At 69.9% G+C, this 24,864-nt stretch carries 22 protein-coding genes and 2 pseudogenes; 11 read left to right on the top strand and 13 right to left on the bottom strand.

From position 1 onward, the window contains the following. From E2651_RS09085 to E2651_RS09100, 4 genes are all read right to left on the bottom strand, one after another. Nucleotides 1–993, bottom strand: coding sequence for a hypothetical protein (locus E2651_RS09085; RefSeq protein ID WP_135330524.1), 993 nt, complete (start codon nt 991–993; stop codon nt 1–3). 144 nt (nt 994–1,137) lie between these two features. After that, nucleotides 1,138–2,100: an ABC transporter substrate-binding protein gene (locus tag E2651_RS09090; RefSeq protein WP_135330525.1), complete on the bottom strand. Its 963-nt coding sequence runs from the start codon at nt 2,098–2,100 to the stop codon at nt 1,138–1,140. Nucleotides 2,101–2,155: 55 nt separating this feature from the next. Continuing rightward, the gene (locus E2651_RS09095) at nt 2,156–2,854 is read right to left on the bottom strand and encodes an ABC transporter permease (RefSeq protein WP_135330526.1); all 699 of its coding nucleotides are present in this window, start codon (nt 2,852–2,854) and stop codon (nt 2,156–2,158) included. After that, nucleotides 2,851–3,579 carry an ABC transporter permease gene (locus tag E2651_RS09100; protein ID WP_135330527.1) on the bottom strand — a complete coding sequence of 243 codons (729 nt, stop codon included), beginning with the start codon at nt 3,577–3,579 and terminating at the stop codon, nt 2,851–2,853. The genes E2651_RS09095 and E2651_RS09100 overlap by 4 nt, the downstream gene beginning before the upstream one ends. A 141-nt stretch (nt 3,580–3,720) precedes the next feature. Between E2651_RS09100 and E2651_RS09105 the strand changes: the two genes are divergently transcribed. After that, nucleotides 3,721–4,878: a betaine/proline/choline family ABC transporter ATP-binding protein gene (locus E2651_RS09105; protein ID WP_135330528.1), complete on the top strand. Its 1,158-nt coding sequence runs from the start codon at nt 3,721–3,723 to the stop codon at nt 4,876–4,878. Between the two features lie 4 nt (nt 4,879–4,882). Here E2651_RS09105 and E2651_RS09110 read toward each other — a convergent pair whose 3' ends face one another. Then, the gene (locus E2651_RS09110) at nt 4,883–6,004 is read right to left on the bottom strand and encodes an alpha/beta hydrolase-fold protein (protein WP_135330529.1); all 1,122 of its coding nucleotides are present in this window, start codon (nt 6,002–6,004) and stop codon (nt 4,883–4,885) included. A 248-nt stretch (nt 6,005–6,252) separates the two neighbouring features. Here E2651_RS09110 and E2651_RS09115 point away from each other — a divergent pair, with 248 nt between their 5' ends. The 6 genes from E2651_RS09115 to E2651_RS09140 all read left to right on the top strand — a co-directional run bounded on the left by E2651_RS09115 (nt 6,253) and on the right by E2651_RS09140 (nt 11,147). Next, nucleotides 6,253–8,055, top strand: a complete 1,803-nt coding sequence (locus E2651_RS09115) for a phosphatidylglycerol lysyltransferase domain-containing protein (protein ID WP_135330530.1) — start codon at nt 6,253–6,255, stop codon at nt 8,053–8,055. A gap of 30 nt (nt 8,056–8,085) precedes the next feature. After that, nucleotides 8,086–8,958: a dihydropteroate synthase gene (gene folP, locus E2651_RS09120; RefSeq protein WP_135330531.1), complete on the top strand. Its 873-nt coding sequence runs from the start codon at nt 8,086–8,088 to the stop codon at nt 8,956–8,958. Next, nucleotides 8,955–9,467 (top strand): nuclear transport factor 2 family protein, encoded by a 513-nt coding sequence (locus E2651_RS09125; RefSeq protein WP_135330532.1) that lies wholly within the window; start codon nt 8,955–8,957, stop codon nt 9,465–9,467. The genes folP and E2651_RS09125 overlap by 4 nt, the downstream gene beginning before the upstream one ends. Nucleotides 9,468–9,600: 133 nt before the next feature. Next, complete coding sequence (folB, locus tag E2651_RS09130) at nt 9,601–9,960, top strand: dihydroneopterin aldolase (RefSeq protein ID WP_135330533.1); 360 nt, start codon at nt 9,601–9,603, stop codon at nt 9,958–9,960. Continuing rightward, a complete protein-coding gene (folK, locus tag E2651_RS09135) occupies nt 9,957–10,568 on the top strand; it encodes a 2-amino-4-hydroxy-6-hydroxymethyldihydropteridine diphosphokinase (RefSeq protein ID WP_135330534.1) in 612 nt (203 codons plus the stop codon). Before folB ends, folK begins: the two co-directional genes overlap by 4 nt. 84 nt (nt 10,569–10,652) lie before the next feature. Beyond that, nucleotides 10,653–11,147 (top strand): DUF3180 domain-containing protein, encoded by a 495-nt coding sequence (locus E2651_RS09140; RefSeq protein ID WP_135330535.1) that lies wholly within the window; start codon nt 10,653–10,655, stop codon nt 11,145–11,147. Between the two features lie 38 nt (nt 11,148–11,185). Here E2651_RS09140 and folE read toward each other — a convergent pair whose 3' ends face one another. The 6 genes from folE to dacB form a co-directional block, all read right to left on the bottom strand. Then, nucleotides 11,186–11,791, bottom strand: coding sequence for a GTP cyclohydrolase I FolE (gene folE / locus E2651_RS09145; RefSeq protein ID WP_135330536.1), 606 nt, complete (start codon nt 11,789–11,791; stop codon nt 11,186–11,188). Between the two features lie 120 nt (nt 11,792–11,911). Continuing rightward, on the bottom strand, nt 11,912–13,936 hold the full coding sequence (gene ftsH, locus E2651_RS09150; protein WP_135330537.1) for an ATP-dependent zinc metalloprotease FtsH: 2,025 nt from the start codon (nt 13,934–13,936) through the stop codon (nt 11,912–11,914). 216 nt (nt 13,937–14,152) lie between these two features. After that, complete coding sequence (hpt, locus tag E2651_RS09155; protein WP_135330538.1) at nt 14,153–14,713, bottom strand: hypoxanthine phosphoribosyltransferase; 561 nt, start codon at nt 14,711–14,713, stop codon at nt 14,153–14,155. A 51-nt stretch (nt 14,714–14,764) separates the two neighbouring features. Continuing rightward, nucleotides 14,765–15,838: a tRNA lysidine(34) synthetase TilS gene (tilS, locus tag E2651_RS09160; RefSeq protein WP_135330539.1), complete on the bottom strand. Its 1,074-nt coding sequence runs from the start codon at nt 15,836–15,838 to the stop codon at nt 14,765–14,767. Between the two features lie 224 nt (nt 15,839–16,062). After that, a complete protein-coding gene (locus E2651_RS09165) occupies nt 16,063–17,184 on the bottom strand; it encodes a zinc-dependent metalloprotease (RefSeq protein ID WP_135330540.1) in 1,122 nt (373 codons plus the stop codon). 200 nt (nt 17,185–17,384) lie between these two features. Next, nucleotides 17,385–18,935, bottom strand: a complete 1,551-nt coding sequence (dacB, locus tag E2651_RS09170; protein ID WP_135330541.1) for a D-alanyl-D-alanine carboxypeptidase/D-alanyl-D-alanine-endopeptidase — start codon at nt 18,933–18,935, stop codon at nt 17,385–17,387. Nucleotides 18,936–19,020: 85 nt separating this feature from the next. Here dacB and E2651_RS09175 point away from each other — a divergent pair, with 85 nt between their 5' ends. Next, nucleotides 19,021–19,509 carry an inorganic diphosphatase gene (locus tag E2651_RS09175; RefSeq protein WP_135330561.1) on the top strand — a complete coding sequence of 163 codons (489 nt, stop codon included), beginning with the start codon at nt 19,021–19,023 and terminating at the stop codon, nt 19,507–19,509. A gap of 182 nt (nt 19,510–19,691) precedes the next feature. After that, the gene (locus E2651_RS09180; protein WP_135330542.1) at nt 19,692–21,362 is read left to right on the top strand and encodes a threonine/serine exporter family protein; all 1,671 of its coding nucleotides are present in this window, start codon (nt 19,692–19,694) and stop codon (nt 21,360–21,362) included. A gap of 105 nt (nt 21,363–21,467) precedes the next feature. Here the strand turns inward: E2651_RS09180 and E2651_RS09185 are convergent. After that, nucleotides 21,468–22,091: pseudogene (locus E2651_RS09185) on the bottom strand (VTT domain-containing protein); the annotation flags it as partial. Nucleotides 22,092–22,227: 136 nt separating this feature from the next. Between E2651_RS09185 and E2651_RS09190 the strand changes: the two are divergent. Next, nucleotides 22,228–22,465 (top strand): annotated as a pseudogene (locus E2651_RS09190) (heavy metal-binding domain-containing protein); the annotation flags it as partial. Between the two features lie 20 nt (nt 22,466–22,485). On the opposite strand, the gene E2651_RS09195 reads toward E2651_RS09190, so the two are convergent. After that, nucleotides 22,486–23,244, bottom strand: a complete 759-nt coding sequence (locus tag E2651_RS09195; protein WP_135330544.1) for a MerR family transcriptional regulator — start codon at nt 23,242–23,244, stop codon at nt 22,486–22,488. Nucleotides 23,245–23,401: 157 nt separating this feature from the next. Here E2651_RS09195 and E2651_RS09200 point away from each other — a divergent pair, with 157 nt between their 5' ends. Continuing rightward, a complete protein-coding gene (locus tag E2651_RS09200; RefSeq protein ID WP_135330545.1) occupies nt 23,402–24,823 on the top strand; it encodes a glutamate decarboxylase in 1,422 nt (473 codons plus the stop codon). The last annotated feature ends 41 nt before the right edge of the window (nt 24,824–24,864 follow it).

The raw sequence follows: 24,864 nt of genomic DNA on the forward strand, positions 1-24,864 counted from the left end.
CTACGCCCGCAGCGCGGTCCGCAGCTCCGCCACGTCGATCTGTTCCGTCTCGTCATGCGCCGTCAGGTCGATGACCTGACCCACCACACCGCCCGAGCCCTCCGCGGGAGCCTGCTTGAAGTCCGCCTCGGCCTCCGCCTTGTGCACGGCGAGTGCCTCCTCGCCCACCACGTCCGCGAGGTCCACGTTCTGCACGGCCTCGAGCGCGGCGGGCGCCGCGCCCTTCGTACCGAAGAAGTCGAAGCCGCCCTGGGCGACCGGGCGCCGGGTCTGTGCGGGCGGCGCGACGGCGACCGCGCGCTCGTGCCCGCCGTACCCGTCGGCCGCCCCGGACTTCCCCCGCGGCTCGTCCCCGTCCGCGACGGAGGCGGACGACTCCGGCGTCAGACGGTCAAGGGCCGCGTTCGCCCGCACGTACAGGGACACGGTCGGCTTCGCCTCGCCGCGAGCGGCGGGCACTGTGGCGGGCACTGTGGCGGGCACGGGGGCCGGCACCGCGGCAGGCGCGGGCGCGGGCGGCAGTGCCCGCGCCGGAGTCGACGCCTCGATGGCAAGGAGACGGCGCCCCTCCAGCGCGCTGGCCCGCTCGGTCTCCGCCGTGGCGTACCGCCGAAGCAGCGCCGCGTGCTCATTGCGCAGCGCGGCCAGCTCCGACCGCTTGGCGCGCAGCTTCGTCTCCAGGCGGCCCCGCAGCTCGCGGGACTCGTCGAGGTCGGACTCGCACTCGGCTATCCGCTCCTCGTAGCGCCACTCGTCGCTCTTGCGGGACCGGTCGAGATCGGCGACGCGCTTGCCCGCGGCCAGATCCCAGCGGCGCATGACGACGGAGCCCACGACGGCGGCCGCGGCGGCCGCCGCGGTGAGGCCGCGGAGCACGATCGGTTCCGCGAAGAGCCAGGCGCCGCCGGCGCAGACGAGAGAGAGGCTTGCGACCGTCGAGGGGGGAAGCAGCCGGTGCAAGGGTGGGGAATGGCGGTGGCGTCCACGTGGCATGGCCAGAAACTTACCGCGCGTAGGCGAACTCTGGTGCCCCGGCCGCCAAAATGACGGCGCCACAGCGCCGATTCCCCACCCTTGTCGATCCACTTCGGCCACTCAACTCCAGTTTCGGCCGCGTCAACTCCGGTTTCGGCCGCGCTACTTCTTGATCAATCCCTTCGACTCGAGATACTCCCTGGCGACATCGGCTTCCTTCTGCCGCTCGACATCGACCTTCCGGTCGAGTTCGGCGAGATCTTCCGTCGTGAGCGTCTTGGTCAGCTTCCCGAGCGCTTCGGCTATCTCCTTGTCGCCCGCTTCCTTCGCGTTCACAACCGGAAGGATGTTGTCCGCGTTCTGCAGCTTCTTGTCGTCCTCGAGGGCCACGAGACCGAAACTGTCCAGCGTCGCGTCGGTGGTCGTGGTCAGCACCACCTGGTCCGTGCCGTTCTTCACGGCCTGCTTGGACTGCGTGGTGCCGACGCCCTTGGGGTCGATTCCGGCGATGTCGATGCCGTACTTCTTCTTGAGGCCGGGCGCGCAGAACGGCCGGGTCTCGCATTCGTCACTCGCGGCGATCTTGACCTTCTCGCCCGACTCACCGAGATCCGAAAGCGTCTTGAGCTTGTGCTTCTTCGCGTATTCCTTGGTCACCGCGAACGCGTTCTGGTCGACCGCCTCACCGACCGGAAGCACCTTCAGGCCGCGCGGCTCGGCGAGCTTCTTCAGTGCGGCCACCGTGGCGTCCACATCATTTGAAGCGACCGGCTTCGCCTTGGGCCCGTTCTTGCCGAGGTTGAGGAACTCCGCGAGCGTCGCCGCGTATTCGGGAGCGACATCGATCGAGCCCTTCTTCAGCTCGGGCTCGTACACCTCGCGGTTCTGGACGGTCTTGACCTCGGCGTCATATCCGGCCTCCTCGAGGACACCGACGTACAACTCGGCGAGGACCTTCTGCTCGGTGAAGCGGGCCGAGCCCACGACGAGCTTGCCCTTGTCGCCCGAGCCCTTGCTGTCCTTCTCCAGGCTGTCCCCGCCGCACGCGGTGAGCCCCGCGGTCAGCGCCACGACGGTCACGGCCGCCCCTGCCATCCGTCGCGCGCGACGCGTTGTGCTGTTCATCGGTGAACCACCATTTCGAAAGGAGAGAAGAAACCCGATCCGGGCCGCTGAGGAATCACTCACTGGACGGGGCCGCCCGCCCGCCCCTGCCGACGCCGCGGGAAGGGTCGAAGACCCGCCCCACGACCACGAGCACCGCCTCCACGACCAGCGCGAGCAGCGCCACGAGCAGGGCGCCCGCCACCACCTGGGGCGTGTTCTGCAGGTTGAACCCGGCCGTGATGATCCGGCCGAGCCCCCCTTCGCCCGCCATCGCGGCCAGCGTCGCCGTGGCGACCACCTGCACCCCGGCGGACCGCACACCCGTCATGATCAGCGGGTACGCGAGAGGCAGTTCGACCCGCGCGAACAGCTGGCGGCCGCTCATGCCCATCCCCCGCGCGGCCTCCACCACCGAACGGTCGACCTCGCGCATCCCGATGTACGCGTTGGTCAGCAGCGGCGGCACCGCGAAGAGCACCAGGGCGATCAGCGTCGGTACGTCCCCGTGCTCGCCCAGCGGCGTGAGCGTGAGGAGCACCAGGACCGCGAGGGTCGGCACCGCGCGGCCGACGTTCGAGATGTTGACCGCGAGGGCGCCCCCCTTGCCGATGTGGCCGAGGAACAGCGCGATCGGCAGCGCGATCAGACACGCGACGGCGAGACACACACCGCTGAAGTAGAGATGCTCCGCGAGGCGGTGCCACACCCCCTTGTCGCCCTGCCAGTTGGCGGACGTGGTCAGCCAGTCGTACGCACCGGTGATCGCGTTCATGCAGGTTCAGCCACCTTGGCCGTGCGCTGCGCGCGAGCCGCACGGTTCGTCCGTATTCGATGGACCCTCGTCCAGGGCGTCAGCCACCGCTGGAGCGCCAGGAGCAGCAGGTCGGCCGCGATCGCGAGGACCACGCACAGCACGGACGCCGTGAGCACCTGTGCCTTGAAGGTCGTGTCGAGGCCGTCCAGGATCAGCGTGCCGAGACCGCCGTAGTCGACGATCGCGCCGACCGTGGTCAGCGCCACCGTCGACACCGTCGTGATGCGCACGCCGGCGAGCAACGCGGGCAGCGCGAGCGGCAGTTCGACCTCCCACAGCAGCCTCAGCGGTCCGTACCCCATCCCCTTGGCCGCGTCCCGCGCCTCGGCGGGCACGGCCTGGAGCCCCGCCAGGATGTTCCGCACCAGGATCGTCAGGGAGTACAGCACCAGGCCCGTCACGACCAGCGAGGCCGAGAGCCCGAAGAACGGCAGCAGCAGCGAGAACATCGCGAGCGACGGCACGGTGTAGAGCACGGTCGTCACGCCGAGGATCGGCCCCGCGAGGAAGCGCCACCGCCGGGCGAGCAGCGCGAGCGGCAGGGAGACGACGACGCCGATCGCGACCGATGCCGCGGTGATGCCCACGTGCTGCACGGTGGCGTCGATCAACTCCTGGCTGCGGGAACGGACGTACTCCCCGCAGATCCAGTCGTTCGTCACCAGACAGTTCTGCTCGCTCATCGTGCCCCGCCTCCCCCGACTCCCCCGAAAACCGATTCCTGCGGCTGTCTGGCGACCCTAACGCCCACCACTGACAATCGCCGAGACTCGTCGTACTGGCGCAACATGGGCTTTACACAACGCCCGCAACAATGGGGAATCATGATCCGGTTCGAGCACGTCACCAAGCGGTACGCGGACGGCACCACCGCCGTCGACGACCTGTCCTTCGAGGTCGCCGAGGGTGAACTGGTCACGCTCGTCGGCCCGTCGGGCTGCGGCAAGACGACGACGATGAAGATGGTGAACCGTCTCATCGAGCCGACCGAGGGCCGGATATGCGTGGACGGCGACGACATATCCACCATCGACCCGGTCCAACTCCGGCGCCGCATCGGCTACGTCATCCAGCAGGTCGGCCTCTTCCCGCACAAGACGGTCCTGGAGAACACGGCGACCGTCCCGCACCTCCTCGGCGTCAAACGCGCCAAGGCCCGCGAGCGCGCGGCCGAACTCCTCGACCTGGTCGGCCTCGACCCGGCCACGTTCGGCGACCGCTACCCCGAGCAGCTCTCCGGGGGCCAGCGCCAGCGCGTCGGCGTGGCCCGCGCGCTCGCGGCCGATCCGCCGGTGCTCCTGATGGACGAGCCGTTCGGCGCCGTCGACCCCGTGGTGCGCGAGCACCTGCAGAACGAGTTCCTCCGCCTCCAGCAGGCCGTGCGCAAGACGGTGCTCTTCGTCACGCACGACATCGAGGAGGCGGTCCGCCTCGGCGACCGCATGGCCGTCTACGGCCAGGGCCGCATCGAGCAGTTCGACACCCCCTCGACGGTGCTCGGCGCGCCGGCCACCGACTACGTGGCCGACTTCGTCGGCGCGGACCGCGGCCTCAAGCGGCTCTCCGTGACACCCATCGAGGAGGGCGATCTGGAGCAGCCGCCCGTCCTGCACCTGGACGACCCGCTGCCCGCGAAGCTCGACGCCCGCTGGGCCGTCGTCCTGGACGGCGAGAACAACCTGCACGGCTGGATCTCCGCCGAGCACGCGCACGGCGGTTCGGGGACGGTGCGGGACCACGCCCGCCGCATGGAGGCGTGGCTTCCGGTGGGCGCGACCCTGAAGCAGGCGTTCGCGACGATGCTGCAGCACGACGCGGGCTGGATCGCGGTCATCGACAAGGACAGCGCGGGCCGCTTCCTGGGTGTGCTCACCCCGGCCCGGCTGCACGAGGCGCTGCGCAGGTCGACGGCGGCCGACGCCCGCGACATCGCGCGCGGGGACGTCGAGTTGGAGACCATCGCGGCCATCGGCGGGAACTGAGGCTCTACGTAGCGCTCAGCCGCCCGCTGATCCACTCCAGTGTCGCGGGAATCTCGCGGCGCCACGTGTTGAAGTTGTGCCCGCCGCTGGGCAGCGTGATCGACGAGACCCGGGTGGGCGGCTGCACCTTGTCGATGAACCTCTCGGTGTCCGCGTAGTTGTCCTCGCCCTGCTTGCTCGTGGTGACGAGGAGGGACGTCCTGGGCGGCGGCAGGTGGTCCAGGGACCACATCAGGTCGGCGTGCCGCTCCAACTGCTTGTCGCCGTGGAAGAGATCGCCCGTGGTGACGTCGATGGGCGCCTTGTAGTACGCGGAAAGGCCCGCCCCTGCGGCGTACACGTCGGGATGGTGCACGGCGAGCTTCAGCGCGCAGTAGCCGCCCGTCGAGTCCCCGATCACGCCCAGGCTCCCCGGCTTCTCGCCCACCCTGTAGTGCTCGGAAACGGCTTCGGGCAGGTCCTTGGCGAAGAACGTCTCGGCCTGCGGGCCGCCGGGGACGTCCACGCACTCGGTGTCCCGCGGCGGCGCGACGGTCGGCCGCAGCATGACCAGGATCATCGGCTGCATCGTGCCCCGCTTGGCCCGCTCATGGGCGGTCTGCGGGTAGCGCAGGCCCTTGATGAGCGCCTCCGCGGTGCCGGGGTAGCCGGTCAGCACCACGGCCGCGGGGAACTTGCGGTCCTTGTAGCGGGGTTGGAAGTACTCGGGCGGCAGATAGACGTACGCCTTGCTCGCCAGGTCCGACTCCTTCCCGCTGACGGTGACCTTCTGGATCTGGCCGCCGGTCGAGGGGCTGCCGCCTCCGGGGACGTTCACCGGGCGGGTGCCACGGACCTCGACCGGGCCGCCCCGGCCCTTGGCGGGGTCGTGGTCGACGACCACTCCGGGGCTGGTCTCCTGGCCGAAGAGGTCCGCCCAGGTCGCGTAGAAGCCGAACGCCTGGTTGGCGGCGAGGCCGACCGAGGCGAAGATCGCGAGCTGGGTGGCGATCAGGATGCCGACGCGTCCGGTGACGGTCCGCCAGTTCTGGCGGGCCAGGCGCGGCCAGAACCAGACGGTTCCGATGAACAGCACGACGGCCAGAGCCACCGCCAGAACGAGGACCTCGTTGCTCGTAAGACCCATGGGGTGTTCCCGCCTGCGCTTTCTGCCAGTCCCGTACCGCTGGGCCCCGCCCGTCGCCGTCGACCGGGCATCGCCACACTTTTCCTGTTTTCCAGTGGATTTCCGGCGGTTTTCCGATCCGGAGTGAACCCGATTCCCGGAAGGACCGTCCTAGAGGGCGCAATTGTCGCCGGATGCCGCATTTGGCACCGGGTCCAAGGTCTCTCGCGGAACTACGGGATGCGATGTCTGTCAGGATAGATGGGGAAATGTCGGGCGAGGTTCCGGGCGGCGGCAGGCTCCGCCGGATGCTCCACGGCCCCCGCCCCGAGGCCGTACCGGCCTTCGTGGCCCGCGCCTGCACCCTCGTAGGGCTGCTGAACATCTCGGCGGGCGTCTTCCCGCGCTTCCGGCACAGCCGCATGCACATGGTCGCAGAGGTCCTCCCCGGCGCGCTCGGCCCCTTCGCCGCCGCTCTCGCGCTCAGCTCGGGCGTCCTCCTGCTGCTGCTCGCGCACGGCCTGCGCCGCCACAAGCGGCGTGCCTGGCGGGCCGCCGTGGTGCTGCTGCCCGCCGGTGCCGCGGCCCAGTTCATGTACCGCCACTCCGTCATCGGCGTAGTGATCTCGCTGGCCCTCCTGGCCCTGCTGCTGCGCCATCGCGGTGAATTCGCGGCGCTCCCCGACCCGCGCAGCCGCTGGCGCGCCCTGGCCAACTTCGTGGTCCTCGGGGCCGGTTCCATCGCGCTGGGCCTGGTGATCGTCAGCGCCCACCCCGGCAAGGTCATCGGGGACCCGGGCATCACGGACCGCCTCGCCCACGTCCTGTACGGCCTGTTCGGCTTCGAGGGCCCGGTCGACTACTACGGGCGTACGTCCTGGACGGTCGCCTGCTCACTCGGCGCACTCGGCCTGCTCACAGCGATCACCACTATCTATTTGGCGTTCCGCCCCGAACACCCCGCCGCGCGGCTCACCGAGGACGACGAGACGAAACTGCGCGCCCTGCTCGCCAAGCACGGCGCCCGCGACTCCCTCGGCCACTTCGCGCTCCGCCGCGACAAAGGCGCCGTCTTCTCGCCCAGCGGCAAGGCCGCCGTCACCTACCGCGTCGTCTCCGGAGTGATGCTCGCCAGCGGTGACCCCATCGGCGACGTGGAGGCCTGGCCCGGCGCGATCGAGCGCTTCATGGACGAGGCGAAGGCCCACTCCTGGACACCCGCCGTCATGGGCTGCTCCGAGACGGGCGGCGAGGTCTGGACCCGCGAGACCGGCCTCGACGCCCTCGAACTGGGCGACGAGGCGGTGGTGGACGTCGCGGATTTCTCCCTGACCGGGCGCGCGATGCGCAACGTGCGCCAGATGGTCAAGCGGATCGAGCGCAATGGCTACGAGACGCGCGTACGGCGCGTGCGTGACCTCGGCGAGCGGGAGCTCGCCAGGATCCAGCGGGCCGCCGACGACTGGCGCGGCACCGACACCGAACGCGGCTTCTCCATGGCGCTCGGCCGCATCGGCGACCCCGGAGACGGCGACTGCCTGATCGCGACCGCCCACAAGGCTGACGAGGACGCGGGCCCCTACGGAGACCTGAAGGCCGTCCTGCACTTCGTCCCCTGGGGCGAGGACGGCGTCTCCCTGGACCTCATGCGCCGCGACCGCTCGGCCGACCCCGGCATGAACGAGCTGCTCATCGTCGCCGCCCTGCAGGCCGCCCCGAAGCTGGGCATCACTCGCGTCTCGCTCAACTTCGCCATGTTCCGCGCGGCCCTCGCACGCGGCGAGAAGATCGGCGCGGGGCCGGTCCTGCGCGCCTGGAGGGGCCTGCTCGTCTTCCTCTCCCGCTGGTTCCAGATCGAGTCCCTGTACAAGTTCAACGCGAAGTTCCGCCCCCGCTGGGAGCCCCGCTTCCTCGTCTACCGCTCCTCCAAGGACCTGCCCCGCATCGGTTTCGCGGCCATGCAGGCCGAGGGCTTCGTCACGCTCGCGCTGCCCCGTTTCCTGCGCGGACGCACGCCGGGGCGCCGCCCCTGCCCGCACCGGGCGGCGGAGCGCGAGGTCCGAGCGGCGTAACGGCGCCTCGTACGGGCCTACGCTGGAGGCATGAGTACGTTGCGCGGGCGGGGATCGGTCGAAGGGCTGCCGGAGTGGGGCCGCTGTGCGGTCATGGGGGTCGTGAACGTGACGCCCGACTCCTTCTCCGACGGAGGCCGCTGGTTCGACACCACGGTCGCCGTCAAACACGGCATCGACCTGGTCGCCCAAGGCGCCGACCTGGTCGACGTGGGCGGCGAGTCCACCAGGCCCGGCGCCACGCGCGTGGACGAGGACGAAGAGCTGCGCCGCGTGGTCCCCGTCGTGCGGGGTCTGGCCGCCGAGGGCGTCACGGTCTCCGTGGACACGATGCGGGCCGCCGTCGCCGAGCAGGCACTCGCCGCCGGCGCGGTCCTGGTCAACGACGTCAGCGGCGGCCTCGCCGACACCCGCATGGTCAGCGCGGTCGCCGCCGCCGGCGCGCCCTTCGTGGTCATGCACTGGCGCGGCTTCCTCGCCGACATCCACGCCAAGCCCGTCTACGAGGACGTGGTCTCCGAAGTCGTCGACGAGCTCCACGCGCGCGTGCGGGCCGCCATCGAGGGCGGCATCGCCCCCGAGCGCATCGTCATCGACCCGGGCCTCGGCTTCTCCAAGGACGCCGAGCACGACCTGGCGCTCCTCGCCCGCCTCGACCGGCTGCGTGAGCTCGGCCACCCGATCCTGGTCGCCGCGTCCCGCAAGCGTTTCCTCGGCCGCGTCCTCGCGGGCCCCGAGGGCGCGCCGCCGCCCGCCCGCGAGCGCGACGCGGCCACCGCCGCGGTCTCCGCCATCGCCGCCCACCAGGGCGCCTGGGCGGTCCGCGTGCACGAGGTGCGGGCCACCGCCGACGCCGTGCGGGTCGCACACGCCGTGACCAGCGCGGCCGGCGGCGACCTGTGACCGGGGCCCGTACCGACGTCGAACAGGTCGAGCGCGCCAACACGGCCTTCTACGAAGCACTGGAACGCGGCGACTTCGACGAGGTCTCCGACCTGTGGCTGGACACCGGCACCAGGGACGCCCTCGACGAGGACGACGCGGTCGACTCGAGCGACGAAGAGACCGCGATCTCCTGCGTCCACCCCGGCTGGCCGGTCCTCACCGGCCGCGGCGAGGTGCTCAGGTCGTACGCGCTGATCATGGCGAACACGGAGTACATCCAGTTCTTCCTCACCGACGTACACGTCGGTGTGGCCGGCGACACCGCCCTGGTGACCTGCACCGAGAACATCCTCAGCGGCGGCCCGCCCCCCGAGGGCGGCGGCGAGCTCGGGCCGCTCGTCGGGCAGCTGGTGGTCGCCACGAATGTGTTCCGGCGCACATCGGACGGATGGAAACTCTGGTCGCACCACGCATCACCCGTACTCGCCGAAACCGACGACGAAGAGGGCGAAGAGTCACCCTCCTGAGTGGGTAGGGGCGGGTCGAGGAGCCCCCGCGGGCGAGGACTGTCAGTGCTCGCAGGTAGATTCGATCGTGGCTGGTGTGCCGACCGCACTCGGTGCAGGCCTGCCGATACCGACGATTGCAGGAGTGATTCGCGTGGATCGTGTCGCGCTGCGCGGCCTCAAAGCCCGTGGGCACCACGGTGTCTTTCCGCGGGAACGCGAAGAGGGCCAGACCTTCATCGTGGACCTGGTTATTGGCCTGGACACCCGTGCGGCCGCCGCCGACGACGACCTGTCGAAGACCGTGCACTACGGCGTCGTGGCGGAGGAGGTCGTGGCCGTCGTCGAGGGCGAGCCCGTGGACCTCATCGAGACGCTCGCCGAGCGCATCGCCCAGACGTGTCTGAAGCACGACGGAGTCCTGGAGGTCGAGGTGTGCGTCCACAAACCGGACGCCCCGATCACCGTCCCCTTCGACGATGTGACCGTCACCATCACCCGGAGCCGAGTATGACCGCGTTTTCCACGCACGGGCAGAGCGACCCGACCGTCCAGCCGGTTCCCACGGCCGTGGTGGAGCAGGTGGACGCCGCCGACACGACCCTCTCCAACCCCAAGCGCGCCGTGATCTCCCTCGGCAGCAATCTCGGCAACCGCCTGGAGAACCTCCAGGGCGCCGTCGACGCCCTGGAGGACACCCCCGGCCTGCGCGTCAAAGCGGTCTCTCCGGTGTACGAGACCGAGCCCTGGGGCGTCGAGCCGGGCAGCCAGCCGTCGTACTTCAACGCGGTCGTCGTGGTGAAGACGACCCTGCCGCCCTCCTCGCTCCTGGAGCGGGCGCACGCGGTCGAGGAGGCCTTCCACCGCGTGCGGGACGAGCGCTGGGGCCCCCGCACCATCGACGTCGACATCGTGGCGTACGCGGACGTGGTCTCGGACGACCCGGTCCTCACCCTGCCCCACCCCCGGGCGCACGAGCGGGCCTTCGTCCTGGCCCCCTGGCACGACGTGGAGCCGGAGGCACAGCTGGCCGGCCGCGGCCCGGTCGCCGAACTGCTCGCCGCGATCACCCACGAAGGCGTCAAGCCCCGTGTCGACCTGGAACTCCGGCTGCCCGAGTAGTCGTTAGGGTCATCGGGTCCGCACAACGAAGATCCGTACGACGATCCGTACGACGCGGGTCCGCACAACGACGAAGGGTCATCCGTGAAGCAGCTGCGCATCAGGACACTGGCCGGCCTCTTCGTGGTGGCCGGAGTGCTGTCCTGGGCCACTGCCCGGCTCTGGGACTCCCTCGGCACGCTGCCGAGGGTGCCGCTCGCCGCGCCCATCGTGCTCGCGGCGATCGCCGTGGTGCTGCTCGCGACGGCGCTCTCACTGCGCTCCCGGCTGCGCGCCCAGCGCGAGCGACGCCCCGGCGCGAAGGGCGTCGAACCGCTGATGGCCGCCCGCGCGGTCGTCTTCGGCCAGGCGAGCGCCCTGGTGGCCGCCCTCGTCGCCGGCATGTACGCCGGCACGGGCGCCTTCCTCCTGGAGTACCTGGACATCCCGGCCCGCCGCGACCAGGCGATCTACGCAGGGCTCTCGGTCGTGGCGGGCATCGCGGTGATAGCGGCCGCCTTCTTCATGGAGCGCGTCTGCAAGCTCCCGGAGGACACCGACGAGGACGGCCAGAACGGCGGGGCGGCTCCGGCCGCGTAACACTCTCCTACCGAACACTCTCCTACGGACGTGTGGCGCTATCGCGCCATGATCAGGCTCATCGCCTCGTTGCGCGTCGCGGGGTCACGCAGCTGACCGCGCACGGCCGACGTGATCGTCTTGGCGCCCGGCTTCCGCACACCACGCATCGTCATGCACATGTGCTCGCACTCGACGACCACGATGACGCCGCGCGGCTCCAGGATCTGCATCAGGGAGTCCGCGATCTGCGTGGTCAGCCGCTCCTGCACCTGCGGACGGCGGGCGTAGACGTCCACGAGGCGGGCGAGCTTCGACAGACCGGTGATCTTGCCGTCGGTGGACGGGATGTAGCCGACGTGGGCGACCCCGACGAACGGCACCAGATGGTGCTCACAGCTGCTCATGACCTCGATGTCCTTCACCAGGACCATCTCGTCATGACCGAGGTCGAACGTCGTCGTCAGGACGTCCTCGGGCTTCTGCCACAGGCCCGCGAATATCTCCTTGTACGCGCGTGCCACGCGACCGGGAGTCGCCCGCAGACCCTCGCGGTCCGGGTCCTCCCCGACCGCGATCAGCAGCTCGCGCACGGCGTTCTCAGCTCGCTTCTCGTCGAACTCGCTGATCGTGCCCTCGCCGTCCAGCGTCACGGGGTCGGTCATCTGTGCCTCGTTCCTTGCGTTCTGCGTTCCTGCGCGCAACTGCGTACGAAAAAACTGCGCCCCCCAGGCTAAAACCAGGGGGGCGCAGCATCCATTCCGGGCCTGCTGAGGCGACCGGGGTCAGCTCTCGGGTCGGTCCTCAGGGGCCTTCTCGAGGGACTGGGCCTCCGTCGCGCCGGCAGTGACCGCCGACGTGCCGTTCGCACCGTTCGTCAGCGACAGCTCCCGGGGGGAGAGCACCGGCGGGCGGGTCGAGGGCGTACGCCGCGAGGAACCGGTCCACGCCGGGCGGGCCGGGCGCTTCACGATGCCGGCGAAGGCCTCGGCGATCTGCTCCTTGTTGAGCGTCTCCTTCTCGAGGAGCTGGAGGACCAGGTTGTCGAGAACGTCGCGGTTCTCGACGAGGATCTCCCAGGCCTCGTTGTGCGCGGTCTCGATGAGCTTCTTGACCTCTTCGTCGACGAGCGCCGCGACCTCTTCCGAGTAGTCACGCTGGTGTGCCATCTCGCGCCCCAGGAACGGCTCGGTGTTGTCGCCGCCGAACTTGATCGCGCCGAGCCGCTCGGTCATGCCGTACTGCGTGACCATGGCCCGCGCGGTCGCGGTCGCCTTCTCGATGTCGTTCGCCGCGCCCGTCGTCGGGTCGTGGAAGACGAGCTCCTCGGCCGCGCGCCCGCCCAGCATGTACGCGAGCTGGTCGAGCATCTCGTTGCGCGTGGTCGAGTACTTGTCCTCCTCGGGCAGGACCATGGTGTAACCCAGGGCCCGGCCGCGCGACAGGATCGTGATCTTGTGGACCGGGTCCGAGTTCGGAGACGCCGCCGCGACCAGGGCGTGTCCGCCCTCGTGGTACGCGGTGATCTTCTTCTCCTTGTCGGACATGATCCGGGTCCGCTTCTGCGGGCCCGCGACGACTCGGTCGATCGCCTCGTCGAGCGAGTGGTTGTCGACCAGCTTCTTGTCGCTGCGCGCCGTGAGGAGCGCCGCTTCATTCAGCACGTTCGCCAGGTCGGCACCCGTGAAGCCGGGTGTACGCCGGGCCACCGCGCCCAGGTCGACGTCCGGGGCGACCGGCTTGCCCTTCTGGTGAACCTTGAGGATCTCCAGACGGCCCTGCATGTCCGGGCGGTCGACCGCGATCTGGCGGTCGAAACGGCCGGGGCGAAGCAGCGCCGGGTCGAGGATGTCGGGCCGGTTCGTGGCGGCGATCAGGATGACGCCGCCCTTCACGTCGAAGCCGTCCATCTCGACGAGCAGCTGGTTGAGCGTCTGCTCGCGCTCGTCGTGGCCACCGCCGAGACCGGCGCCGCGGTGACGACCCACCGCGTCGATCTCGTCGACGAAGACGATCGCCGGGGCGTTCGCCTTGGCCTGCTCGAAGAGGTCACGCACACGCGAGGCACCGACACCGACGAACATCTCGACGAAGTCGGAACCGGAGATCGAGTAGAAGGGGACGCCCGCCTCGCCCGCGACGGCGCGCGCGAGCAGCGTCTTGCCCGTACCGGGCGGGCCGTAGAGCAGCACACCCTTGGGGATCTTGGCGCCGACGGCCTGGAACTTGGCCGGCTCCTGGAGGAACTCCTTGATCTCGTGGAGTTCTTCGACGGCCTCGTCGGCCCCCGCCACATCGGAGAAGGTCGTCTTCGGGGTGTCCTTGGTGATGAGCTTCGCCTTGGACTTCCCGAACTGCATGACCCGGGAGCCGCCGCCCTGCATCTGATTCATCAGGAACAGGAAGACGACGACGATGAGGACGAAGGGGAGCAGGGAAAGAAGGATGCCGACGAACGGGTTCTGCTTCGACGGCGAGACGGTGTAACCGTCCGGGATCTTCTTGTCCTGGAACTTCTCCTGCAAGGTGTCGGCGATGGCGACGCCCTGGTCGCCGATGTAGCTCGCCTGGATCTTGCTGCTGTCCTTGACCTTCTGGCCATCCTTGAGCTCGACCTTGATGGTCTGCTCGTCACCGGTGGTGATCTTGGCGGACTCGACCTTGTCGTCGTTGATCGCCTGCACCACTTGGCCGGTGTCAACCGTCTTGTAGCCGCCGGACGAACCGACGACCTGCATCAACACGACCACGGCAAGGACGGCCAGCACGATCCACATGACTGGCCCACGGAAGTATCGCTTCACGTCCATCCATACGGAGCGATGACGCCCCGTCCCTCCTGCCATAGTGAGTTTGATAAAGGCTGTTCTTCGGACGGTACCCCAGCATTGTCACCCGAAGCCGCACGGGGACGGCTGACAAACCCGTCTTCGCATGCTCCAACGCCGGGAAACGGGTGAGGGTTCCCGGCCGTCTCAGTGGAGTTGGCCGGGAGGCCGGGGTTCAGCCGTCGAGGGGCAAAACGTTCAGCCGCCGTAGACGTGCGGAGCGAGCGTTCCGACGAACGGCAGGTTGCGGTACTTCTCCGCGTAGTCCAGGCCGTACCCGATGACGAACTCGTTCGGGATGTCGAAGCCGACCCACTCCACGTCGATCGCGACCTTCGCCGCCTCCGGCTTGCGAAGGAGCGTGCACACCTTCAGCGACGCGGGCTCGCGCGAGCCGAGGTTGGAGAGCAGCCAGGACAGCGTCAGACCGGAGTCGATGATGTCCTCGACGATCAGGACGTGCTTGCCCTTGATGTCGGTGTCCAGGTCCTTGAGGATCCGCACCACACCGGAGGACTGGGTGCCCGCGCCGTACGAGGACACCGCCATCCAGTCCATCGTGAGCGGGGTGGACAGCGCACGCGCCAGGTCCGCCATGACCATCACGGCCCCCTTGAGGACTCCGACGATCAGCAGGTCCTTGCCCGCGTACTCCGCGTCGATCTTCGCGGCCAGCTCAGCCAGCTTCGCGTCGATCTCTTCCTTGGTGATGAGCACCGACTGAAGGTCGGTGCCCATGTCTTTCGCGTCCACCCGCATCACTTTCGGTCGTCCGTCACACCGGCTGCTCGGGGACCAGGGTCCCCTCGGTCAACAGCCTTGCCGGATAACCAGTCTGCCACCCTGGCGCTGAGCCACGACTTTGCCCGGCAGATTGATGGCTCCCTGACCGCGCCAGCCGGTGATCAGCCGGTCGATCTCCTCGATGTGCCGGGCGAACAGCGCACCGGCCGGGGCGCCCGCCTCGATGGCGGCGCGGCGCACGATCCTGCGGCGTACGGCGGGCGGCAGGGCGTAGAGCTTGGCGCACTCCAGGAGTCCCGCGGCGTCCCGCACGGAGGCTTCGGCCTGCGCGGCCCAGTGGTCCAGGGCGTCGGCGTCGTCCCGGGACAACTGGGCCGTACGGGCGAGAGCCTCCACCACACCCTTGCCGAGCGCCTTCTCCAGGGCGGGCAGTCCTTCGTGCCGCAGCCGGGATCGGGTGTAGGCGGGGTCGGCGTTGTGCGGGTCGTCCCAGACGGGCAGCGACTGGACCATGCAGGCCTTGCGGGCGGTCTGCCGGTCGATGTGCAGGAACGGGCGGCGGTAGCGGCGATCGGCTCCGGGCCCGCCGGAGACGGCCGCCATCCCGGACAGGGAGCGGATGCCGGAGCCGCGGGCGAGGCCGAGCAGCACGGTCTCCGCCTGGTCGTCGCGGGTGTGGCCGAGCAGGATCGCGGCGGCGCCGTGGCGCTCGGCGGCGGCGTCGAGTGCGGCGTACCGCGCGTCGCGGGCCGCGGCTTCGGGGCCGCCGTCCCTGCCGACGTCCACGGCGACGGACTCGATGGGGTCGAGGCCGAGCGCGGTGAGGCGGGTGACGACCTCGGCGGCGCGCAGAGCGGAGCCGTCCTGCAGCCGGTGGTCGACGGTGACGCCGCCGGCGCGGATGCCGAGCTTGGGTGCCTCGAAGGCGAGGGCGGAGGCGAGCGCCATGGAGTCGGCGCCGCCGGAGCATGCGACGAGCACGAGTGGCGGAGCGGCCTGCTCGCGTGGAGGGTGGGAGGAGCTTGCGGGGACGTTGCTTGCGTGGACGTCGTGGGAGCTGCGCTGTACGTCGGTCAGTACGTCGTGGAGTACGCGGCGGACCGCCAGGCGTATCGCCGCGACCGCAGGATGGGGACCCATGTCCGGTTCCCTTCATGAAGTTCGGGGGTGAGCCTCGGACCTGTCACTCAGGACCGCTCAGGAGATCGGGCCTCAGTCAGACCTCACGAGGTTAGTCACTCAGAGTGTGTCGATGGTGACAGAACCGAGCCGTTCCCCGAGCATTGCACGCCTACCCATGGCTCACGGTCCCTCGGACGGGTGATTGCGGGGGCGTTCTCCTGCCATCGGCCGCATCCAGTCCCTCACTCTCCCTTACGGTGCACCCTCGCGACCCAGTCCGCCGGTTTGGCGATCTCCGCCTTGGTGGGCAGGGTGTTCGGCGAAGTCCACACCCGGTTGAAGCCGTCCATTCCGACCTCGCCGACGACGGCTCGGACGAAACGCTCGCCGTCCCGGTATTGGCGCAATTTCGCGTCGAGGCCGAGCAGCTTGCGCAGGGCCTGGTCGAGGCGGCTCGCCCCGCGTGCGCGGCGCTGCTGGAACTTCTCACGGATCTCGCCGACCGACGGCACCACGTCGGGTCCCACGCCGTCCATCACGAAGTCCGCGTGGCCCTCAAGGAGCGACATGACGGCCGTCAGGCGGGCGAGGATCTCCCGCTGGGCGGGGGTCTGGACGAGCTCGACGATGGAGCGGCCCCCGTCGTCCTCCTCGCCCTCGGGGCGGCCGCCGGCAAGCGACTGGGCGGCTTCCCTGATGCGCTCCAGGAACGTCATCGGGTCGACGTCGGTCTCGGAGAGGAATGACTGGATCTCCCCCTCCAGGTGGTCGCGCAGCCAGGGCACGGCGGAGAACTGGGTGCGGTGCGTCTCCTCGTGCAGGCAGACCCAGAGCCTGAAGTCGTGGGGATCCACGTCCAGTTCGCGCTCCACGTGCACGATGTTCGGCGCCACGAGGAGGAGCCTGCCGCCGCCGTTCTCCCCCGCAGGGAGGTCGCGGGTGGCCGGGGCGAAGGTCTCGTACTGCCCGAGGACGCGTGAGGCGAGGAACGAGAGCAGCATGCCCAGCTCGACGCCGGTCACCTTGCCGCCGACCGCGCCGAGCATGGCGCCGCCGGGGCCGGGGCCGCGCCGGTCCTGCATCTTGTCGAGCAGGGGCTTGAGGATCTCCCGGAATCCCGCGACGTTCGCCCGGATCCAGCCGGCCCGGTCGACGACGAGCACCGGGGTGTCATGCATGTCGCCCGTCCCCATCCGGGTGAAGGAACGGACGTGCTCCTCCGAGGACTTGGCGTGTTCGCGGAGCTCGGCGACGATGGCCCGCGCCTCGTCCCGGCTCACTTCTGGACCCGGCCGCACGAGCCGGGTCGCGGTCGCCACCGCGAGATTCCAGTCGACCATCTCCGCACCACCGATGCTCGTCATGCGTCAACGGTACGTGGTCGTGTCCGGCTGCGGAGGAGGTTGACCCCCCGAGGTTTCCCGGCTCGAGCCCCTAAGGGCTCACTGGAAGTGCCGTGCTGCGTCGTCGGGCAGCTGCGGCTCTGTCGTGGCTTGTCGCGGCCGCGCGGCGGAGCCGCATATCGACACAGCCCCGCGCCCCTTCGGGACGCTACCCGGCGGCGCTACCTGCACCCGCACCCCGCCACCGCCGACGCCATTCCGTCCAGTGCCGCCTGTGCCGCCTTCGGGTCCGTCGTGCCCGTGGTCATGAAGGCGAAGACCAGGAGGCGGCCGTCCGCGTCCACGACCGTGCCCGCGAGGGTGTTCACGCCCGTGAGGGTGCCGGTCTTGGCGCGTACGACGCCGGTGCCCGGGGAGTCCTTGGGGTAGCGGTCGACCAGCGTGCCCGTGAAGCCGGCCACGGGGAGGCCTGTGACCACCGAGCGCAGCTCGGGGTGGGCCGGGTCGGCGGCGCGGTCGAGGAGCGCCGCGAGCAGCTCGGCGGAGATCCGGTCGGCCCGGTCGAGGCCGCTGCCGTCGGCGAACTTCGCTCCGGCGAGCGGCAGCCGGACCTTGCCGAGCTGGGCGCCGATCGCCTTGGACGCGCCGTCGAAGCTCGCGGGCTCCTTCGCGGCGAGCGCCGTCTGGCGGGCCAGGGCCTCCGCGATGTCGTTGTCGCTGTGCGTCAGCATGCGCTCGACCAGGGACGAGAGCGGCGGGGACTCGACCTTGGCGAGGGATTCCGCCCGGCCTGACGCCTTCGCCGGGCCGGGGTCCTTCTTCGTCTCGATGCCGTGGTCCTTCAGGAGGTCCGCGAACTTCTTCGCCGCGTCCTTCGCCGGGTCGCCCGAGCGCGGGGCGGGCCCGCTCGCTGAGTCGTCGAGGCGGCCCTCGTCGGCCATCAGGGCGCTGACCGGGGAGAGGTTCTCGTTCGGCCCGATGGGGTGCTGCGAAGGCCCGGCGTACAGCGAGGTGTCGTACGACAGGGTCACCTTGTCGGCGCCGCGGTCCTTCAGGGCGCGCGCGGTGTCCTCGGCCAGCTCGCGCAGGCTCGCCGAGCTCCCCGCGTACGGGCCGTCCTTGCGGGCGGTGAGCGTGGGATCGCCGCCGCCGACCAGGACGACGTCCTTCGAGTCCGGCTCGATGACCGCCTTCGTGGCGATGCGGTGGTCCGCGCCGGCGGCCGTCAGCGCCGCCACCGCCGTGGCGATCTTGGTGGTGGACGCGGGCGTCAGGGTCTCGCCCACGCCCTTGCCGTAGACCCGCTCCCCGGTGTCCGCGTCGACGACGACGGCCGAGTGGTCGGGGCCGAGGGCCTTGTCCTTCATGAGCGGGTCGAGGACCCCCGCGAGCGCCTTCCCGTTCGGCACGGGCGCCGCCCCGCCCTTCGCGGAACCGGCGGGAGCGCCGAGCCCGCTGAGTACGGAAGGGGCGCTCGGGGCGCTTTCGGGCGCTCGTCCCGAGGTGCCCGCGCCGTGATCTGCGCCACCCCCGGCCTCCCGAGAAGCGGCCCAGTCACGCTCGGCCGTACGCTGACCGGAGGAGTCCCAAGGGCCCGCGGCGGCCACCGCCCCGGCCGCGATCGCGAGTCCGACAGTGGCGGCACCCGCCGTGACCTGCCAGGTCTTGAGTTTCGCAGGAGATTTGAGAGCGCCGTGGAGCTGGGCCGCCGAAGGCCTCGGAAGCCTTCTCAATAGCTGCCGGGTCTGCTGCCAAGGCTTGAGTTCAGGCACGACGACCAGCCCCTTTCGCGATCACACTTCTGCGTGAGGGACACTTAACCACCCGAAGTATGTGCTGATCATGGAGGAGCCACCCGTGGAGTTCGACGTCACCATCGAGATTCCGAAGGGTTCGCGGAACAAGTACGAGGTGGACCACGAGACCGGCCGGATCCGCCTGGACCGTCGCCTCTTCACGTCGACCAGTTACCCCGCGGACTACGGCTTCGTCGAGAACACCCTCGGCGAGGACGGTGACCCGCTGGACGCCCTCGTCATCCTGGACGAGCCGACCTTCCCGGGCTGCCTCATCAAGTGCCGCGCGATCGGCATGTTCCGGATGACCGACGAGGCGGGCGGCGACGACAAGCTGCTCTGCGTCCCGGCCTCCGACCCCCGCGTGGAGCACCTGCGCGACATCCACCACGTCTCCGAGTTCGACCGCCTGGAGATCCAGCACTTCTTCGAGGTCTACAAGGACCTGGAGCCCGGCAAGTCCGTCGAGGGCGCCGACTGGGTCGGCCGCGCGGACGCCGAGGCCGAGATCGAGAAGTCGTACAAGCGCGCCGAGGCCCAGGGTCACTGAGCCGCTTCGCGATGCGCGTGGGCCGCGCGACTCCGCAAGGGGTCGCGCGGCTCTTTCGTGCACCTGTGCGCATACTGAGTCGTGAGACCTCAAGCATCAATTGAGGAACCACGACAGAGAAAAACCACGTCCGCGAGAGCGGCGCCGGTTTAGGCGCAAAGAGGTGAGTGAGGCAGAAGTAAGTGGCTGAAGAGGATGCGGAAGACCGCAAGCCACAGTCGGACGAGGCACACAGCGCGTTCACCCAGCCCACCGGTGTAGTGCCGCAGCCCCCGGTGCCCGAGGACGAGTCGCAGACGACGTCCGAGTTCGCGATCCCGACGGGTATGGCGAGCCCCTCGTCGACCCAGGAGACCGAGAAGTCGGCGTTCACCCCGCCGCACACCTACAGCGCCCGCAACGCGCCGTCGGCCTTCACGCCCCCGCACGGCATGCCCCTGGTGAAGCTCACCAAAGAAGTGCCCTGGCAGGACCAGATGCGCACGATGCTGCGCATGCCGGTGACCGAACGGCCCACTCCGGAGGCGTCGCAGAGGCACGAGGACGACACCGGGCCCGCCGTGCCGCGCGTGCTCGACCTGACGCTGCGTATCGGCGAGCTGCTGCTCGCGGGCGGTGAGGGCGCCGAGGACGTGGAGGCGGCGATGTTCGCCGTCTGCCGCAGCTACGGCCTCGACCGCTGCGAGCCGACCGTGACGTTCACGCTGCTCTCGATCTCGCACCAGCCGTCCCTGGTGGAGGACCCGATCACGGCCTCCAGGACGGTACGCCGACGGGGCACCGACTACACGCGGCTCGCGGCGGTCTTCCAGCTGGTGGACGACATCAGCGACACGGACATCGAGGTCTCCCTGGAGGAGGCCTACCGGCGCCTCGCCGCGATCCGCCGTAACCGCCACCCCTACCCCGGCTGGGCGCTGACGGCGGCGAGCGGACTGCTCGCGGGATCGGCATCCGTGCTCGTCGGCGGTGGCGCGCTGGTCTTCCTGGTCGCCGCGTTCGGCGCGATGCTCGGCGACCGGCTCGCCTGGCTGTGCGCGGGCCGCGGGCTTCCGGAGTTCTATCAGTTCGTGGGGGCCGCGATGCCGCCCGCCGCGATGGGCGTCACGCTCAGCCTCGTGCACTCCCAGGAGGTCAACGCGTCCGCGGTGATCACGGGTGGCCTCTTCGCCCTGATCCCGGGAAGAGCCCTGGTGGCCGGCGTCCAGGACGGTCTGACCGGCTACTACATCACCGCTGCCGCCCGCCTCCTGGAGGTCTGCTACCTCGTCGTGGGCATCGTCTGCGGCGTACTGCTCGTGCTGTCGCTCGGCGTGATGCTGGACGCGACGAGCCTGAAGCCGGAGACGGCGTTCGTGGCGACGGACTCGCGCCCGGTGATCCAGATCCTGGCGTCGATGGCGCTGAGTCTCGCCTTCGCGATCCTGCTCCAGCAGGAACGTCACACCGTGCTGATCGTGACCCTGAACGGCGGCATCGCCTGGGTCATGTTCGGCGCCCTCGCGCAGACGTCGCTCGAGCTCTCGCCGGTCGCGGCGACGGCGATCGCCGCCGGGCTCGTGGGCCTGTTCGGGCAGCTCTTCTCGCGCTACCGGTTCGCCTCTTCACTGCCGTACGTCACGGCGGCGATCGGCCCGCTGCTGCCCGGCAGCGCGACCTACTTCGGGCTGCTCGCCCTGGCCCAGAACGACATGACCACGGGCCTCAACTCGCTCACCAAGGCCGCCGCGACAGCCCTGGCCATCGCGATCGGCGTGAACCTGGGGAGCGAGATCTCCCGGCTGATCCTCAAGGTGCCGGGCGCGACGTCCGCGGCGAACCGCCGCGCGGCCAAGCGGACGCGCGGCTTCTAGCGGCTCGGGGGTACGTGGAGCCGGTCAGCGCTTGGCGTGCCGGCCGCGCGGGGCCTGAGGGGCCTGGGGCGCCACTCCGGGGGCCTCGTCGCCGACAGCCCCCGCCTTCTTGGACTTGCTGCGCGCGCGCAGGAACTCGATCACGATCGGGACCACCGAGATCAGGACGATCAGGATGAGGATCGCCTCGATGTTCTTGTGCACGAACTCGACGTTGCCGAGCCACGCGCCGAGCATCGTGACGCCGGCGCCCCACAGGACGCCACCGATGATGTTGAACGTGATGAACGAGCGGTACCGCATGCCGCTGACGCCGGCGATGATCGGCGTGAACGTGCGCACGATGGGCACGAAGCGGGCCAGGACCAGGGACTTCGGGCCGTACTTCTCGAAGAACTCGTGCGCCTTGACCACGTTCTCCTGCTTGAACAGCTTGGAGTCCGGGCGGTTGAAGAGCGAGGGGCCGACCTTCTTGCCGAAGAGGTAGCCCGCCTGGTCGCCGAGGATCGCGGCGACGCAGACGAGGACGACACAGAGCCAGAGCGGGAAGTCCAGCTGCTTCGTCGTGATCAGCAGGCCCGTCGTGAACAGCAGCGAGTCGCCCGGCAGGAAGAAGCCGATGAGCAGGCCGGACTCGGCGAAGACGATCGCGAGCAGGCCCCAGACCCCGAACGTGTTCAGGAGGTATTCCGCATCCAGCCAGCTTGGTCCGAGCGCAAGCGTCGTCACGGTTCCGGGCTCCTGAGGGTGAGAGGTCGATGCTGCGGGGACGGCCGCCCAAAGCTATCAACGCGAGGTGACGTGCCCAGGTTCCACTCCACTTCCCAGGGTGCACTGTGCGGCACCTGGGACAAAGCTGTGTGCCATGGGTATCGAAGATTTCGGCGGCGGCCTCAGTCCGCAGTCCGCAGTCCGACGTACTGGTCGTGACGACGAACGACGTACCGGGCTATCGCGTCCAACAGGTTATCGGTGAGGTCTTCGGCTCACCGTCCGCTCCCGGCCAGATCGGCGCGGGCCTCAAGTCCATGATCGGCGGCGAGCTGAAGGGCCTCACCAAGACGCTGGTGGAGACCCGGAACCAGGCCATGGAGCGGCTCGTCCTTACGTAGTCACCGCGTACTCACTCGTGCCGTGCGGCGTTGGCTCGGATCGCGTCCCTCAGGTGCTCGGCGAGGCCCGGCCGCATGGAGTCGTAGAACTCCTTGAACCGCTCGTCGGACACGTACAGCTCACCGAGGCCCTGGTGGATCTCGAAGGTGCACTCGTAGAACCACTTGGTGATGTGCTGCCGGTGTTCCTCGGCCATGGCCACGGCCCGCTCGCCCGTCGCGGCCTCGCCCGCCTTCATGAGGGCGTCGTAGCGCTCTGCCCAGTCGGCGACCTCGGCCTGCATGCGTTTCCAGTCGTCCTTGGTGTAGCGGGCGGTCCGCCGCTGCGACTCGGCATAGGTGTCCGTGCCGCCCCAGCGCTCCTCCGCCTCCTGTGCGTGCCGCTCGGGGTCCTTGTCCCCGAAGACCTCGAACTTCTCCTCGGGTGTGAGGTTGATGCCCATCTTCCGTGCCTCCATGGCTGTCTCGACGGCGGCGGCCATCTGCTGGAGCCTCTCGATCCGGTCGGTCAGCAAGGCGTGCTGACGGCGCAGATGCGCGCTCGGGTTCGCGTCCGGGTCGTCAAGGAGCGTCGCCACCTCGTCCAGGGGGAAGCCGAGCTCCCGGTAGAACAAGATCTGCTGCAGCCGGTCCAGGTCCCCGTCGCCGTAGCGGCGGTGGCCCGCGTGGCTGCGTTCGCTCGGGGCCAGGAGCCCGATCTCGTCGTAGTGGTGCAGCGTGCGCACCGTGACCCCGGCGAGTCCCGCGACCTGCCCTACGGAGTAGCTCACCATCCGCTCCCTTCGCTCTCTGCGGTACGCACCTCAGCCTGGGTCCTCACGCCACGTGAGGTGCAAGTGCAGGCCCCGGCAGCGGGCCCTATCCTCGCCAGCAGGATCACAAAAGCCCCGTACCGGGACAGAAACCCTCAGCCCGAGGAGACCGCCCATGCCGTTCCACCGCAGCGAGGACCCGAACGGCGACTCCAAGGAGCGCCCTGTCGCGGTGAACCCCTTCTACGGAGAGGCCGACCCGGTCGGCGGCATGACCGAGGCGCCGCCCAAGCACCGCCTCGCCGAAGGGCCGCTGCCGCCCATGACGGCGTACCAGGTGGTGCACGACGAGCTGATGCTGGACGGGAACGCGCGGCTCAACCTCGCCACCTTCGTCACCACCTGGATGGAGCCGCAGGCCGACGTCCTGATGGCGGAGTGCCGGGACAAGAACATGATCGACAAGGACGAGTACCCGCGCACCGCCACGCTGGAGCGGCGCTGCGTGGCGATGCTCGCCGACCTGTGGCACGCGCCGGACCCGACGGCGGCCGTCGGCTGCTCGACTACCGGCTCGAGCGAGGCGTGCATGCTCGCCGGGATGGCGCTCAAGCGCCGCTGGATGAAGAAGAACGGCGACCGCTACCCTTCCGCCGGCGCCCGCCCGAACCTGGTCATGGGCATCAACGTCCAGGTCTGCTGGGACAAGTTCTGCAATTTCTGGGAGGTCGAGGCGCGCCTGGTCCCCATGGAGGGCGACCGTTTCCACCTGGACCCCGAGGCCGCCGCCGAGCTCTGCGACGAGAACACGATCGGCGTGGTGGCCGTGCTCGGCTCCACCTTCGACGGGTCGTACGAGCCGGTCGCCGAGCTCTGCGCGGCCCTGGACGCCCTCCGGGAGCGCACCGGCCTGGACATCCCGGTGCACGTCGACGCCGCGTCCGGCGGGATGGTCGCGCCCTTCATCGACGAGGACCTGGAGTGGGACTTCCGGCTGCCGAGGGTGGCGTCGATCAACACTTCGGGCCACAAGTACGGCCTGGTCTATCCGGGCGTCGGCTGGGCTCTGTGGCGGGACGCGGACGCACTGCCGGAGGAGCTGGTGTTCCGGGTGAACTACCTCGGCGGCGACATGCCGACGTTCGCGCTGAACTTCTCCCGTCCCGGCGCGCAGGTCGCCGCGCAGTACTACACGTTCCTGCGCCTGGGCCGGGAAGGCTACCGGGCCGTGCAGCAGGCGAGCAGGGACGTCGCCCGCGGGCTCGCCGAACGCGTCGAGGCGCTGGGCGACTTCCGGCTGATCACGCGCGGCGACCAGCTGCCGGTGTTCGCCTTCACGACGCGGGACGACGTCAAGGCGTACGACGTCTTCGACGTGTCCCGGCGGCTGCGCGAGCGGGGCTGGCTGGTGCCCGCGTACACCTTCCCGGCCCACCGCGAGGACCTGGCGGTGCTCCGCGTGGTCTGCCGCAACGGCTTCTCGGCCGACCTCGCGGAGCTGTTCCTCGCGGACCTGCGGCGCCTGCTGCCCGAACTGCGCCACCAGCCCCACCCGTTCACCCGGGACCGGGAGGCGGCCACGGGGTTCCACCACTAGGGCCAGACAGCTTCCTGCCTACTTGCTGAGCGCGCCGAAGC

It is taken from the genome of Streptomyces sp. MZ04 (genome assembly GCF_004684775.1).
Classification (GTDB): Bacteria; Actinomycetota; Actinomycetes; order Streptomycetales; family Streptomycetaceae; genus Streptomyces.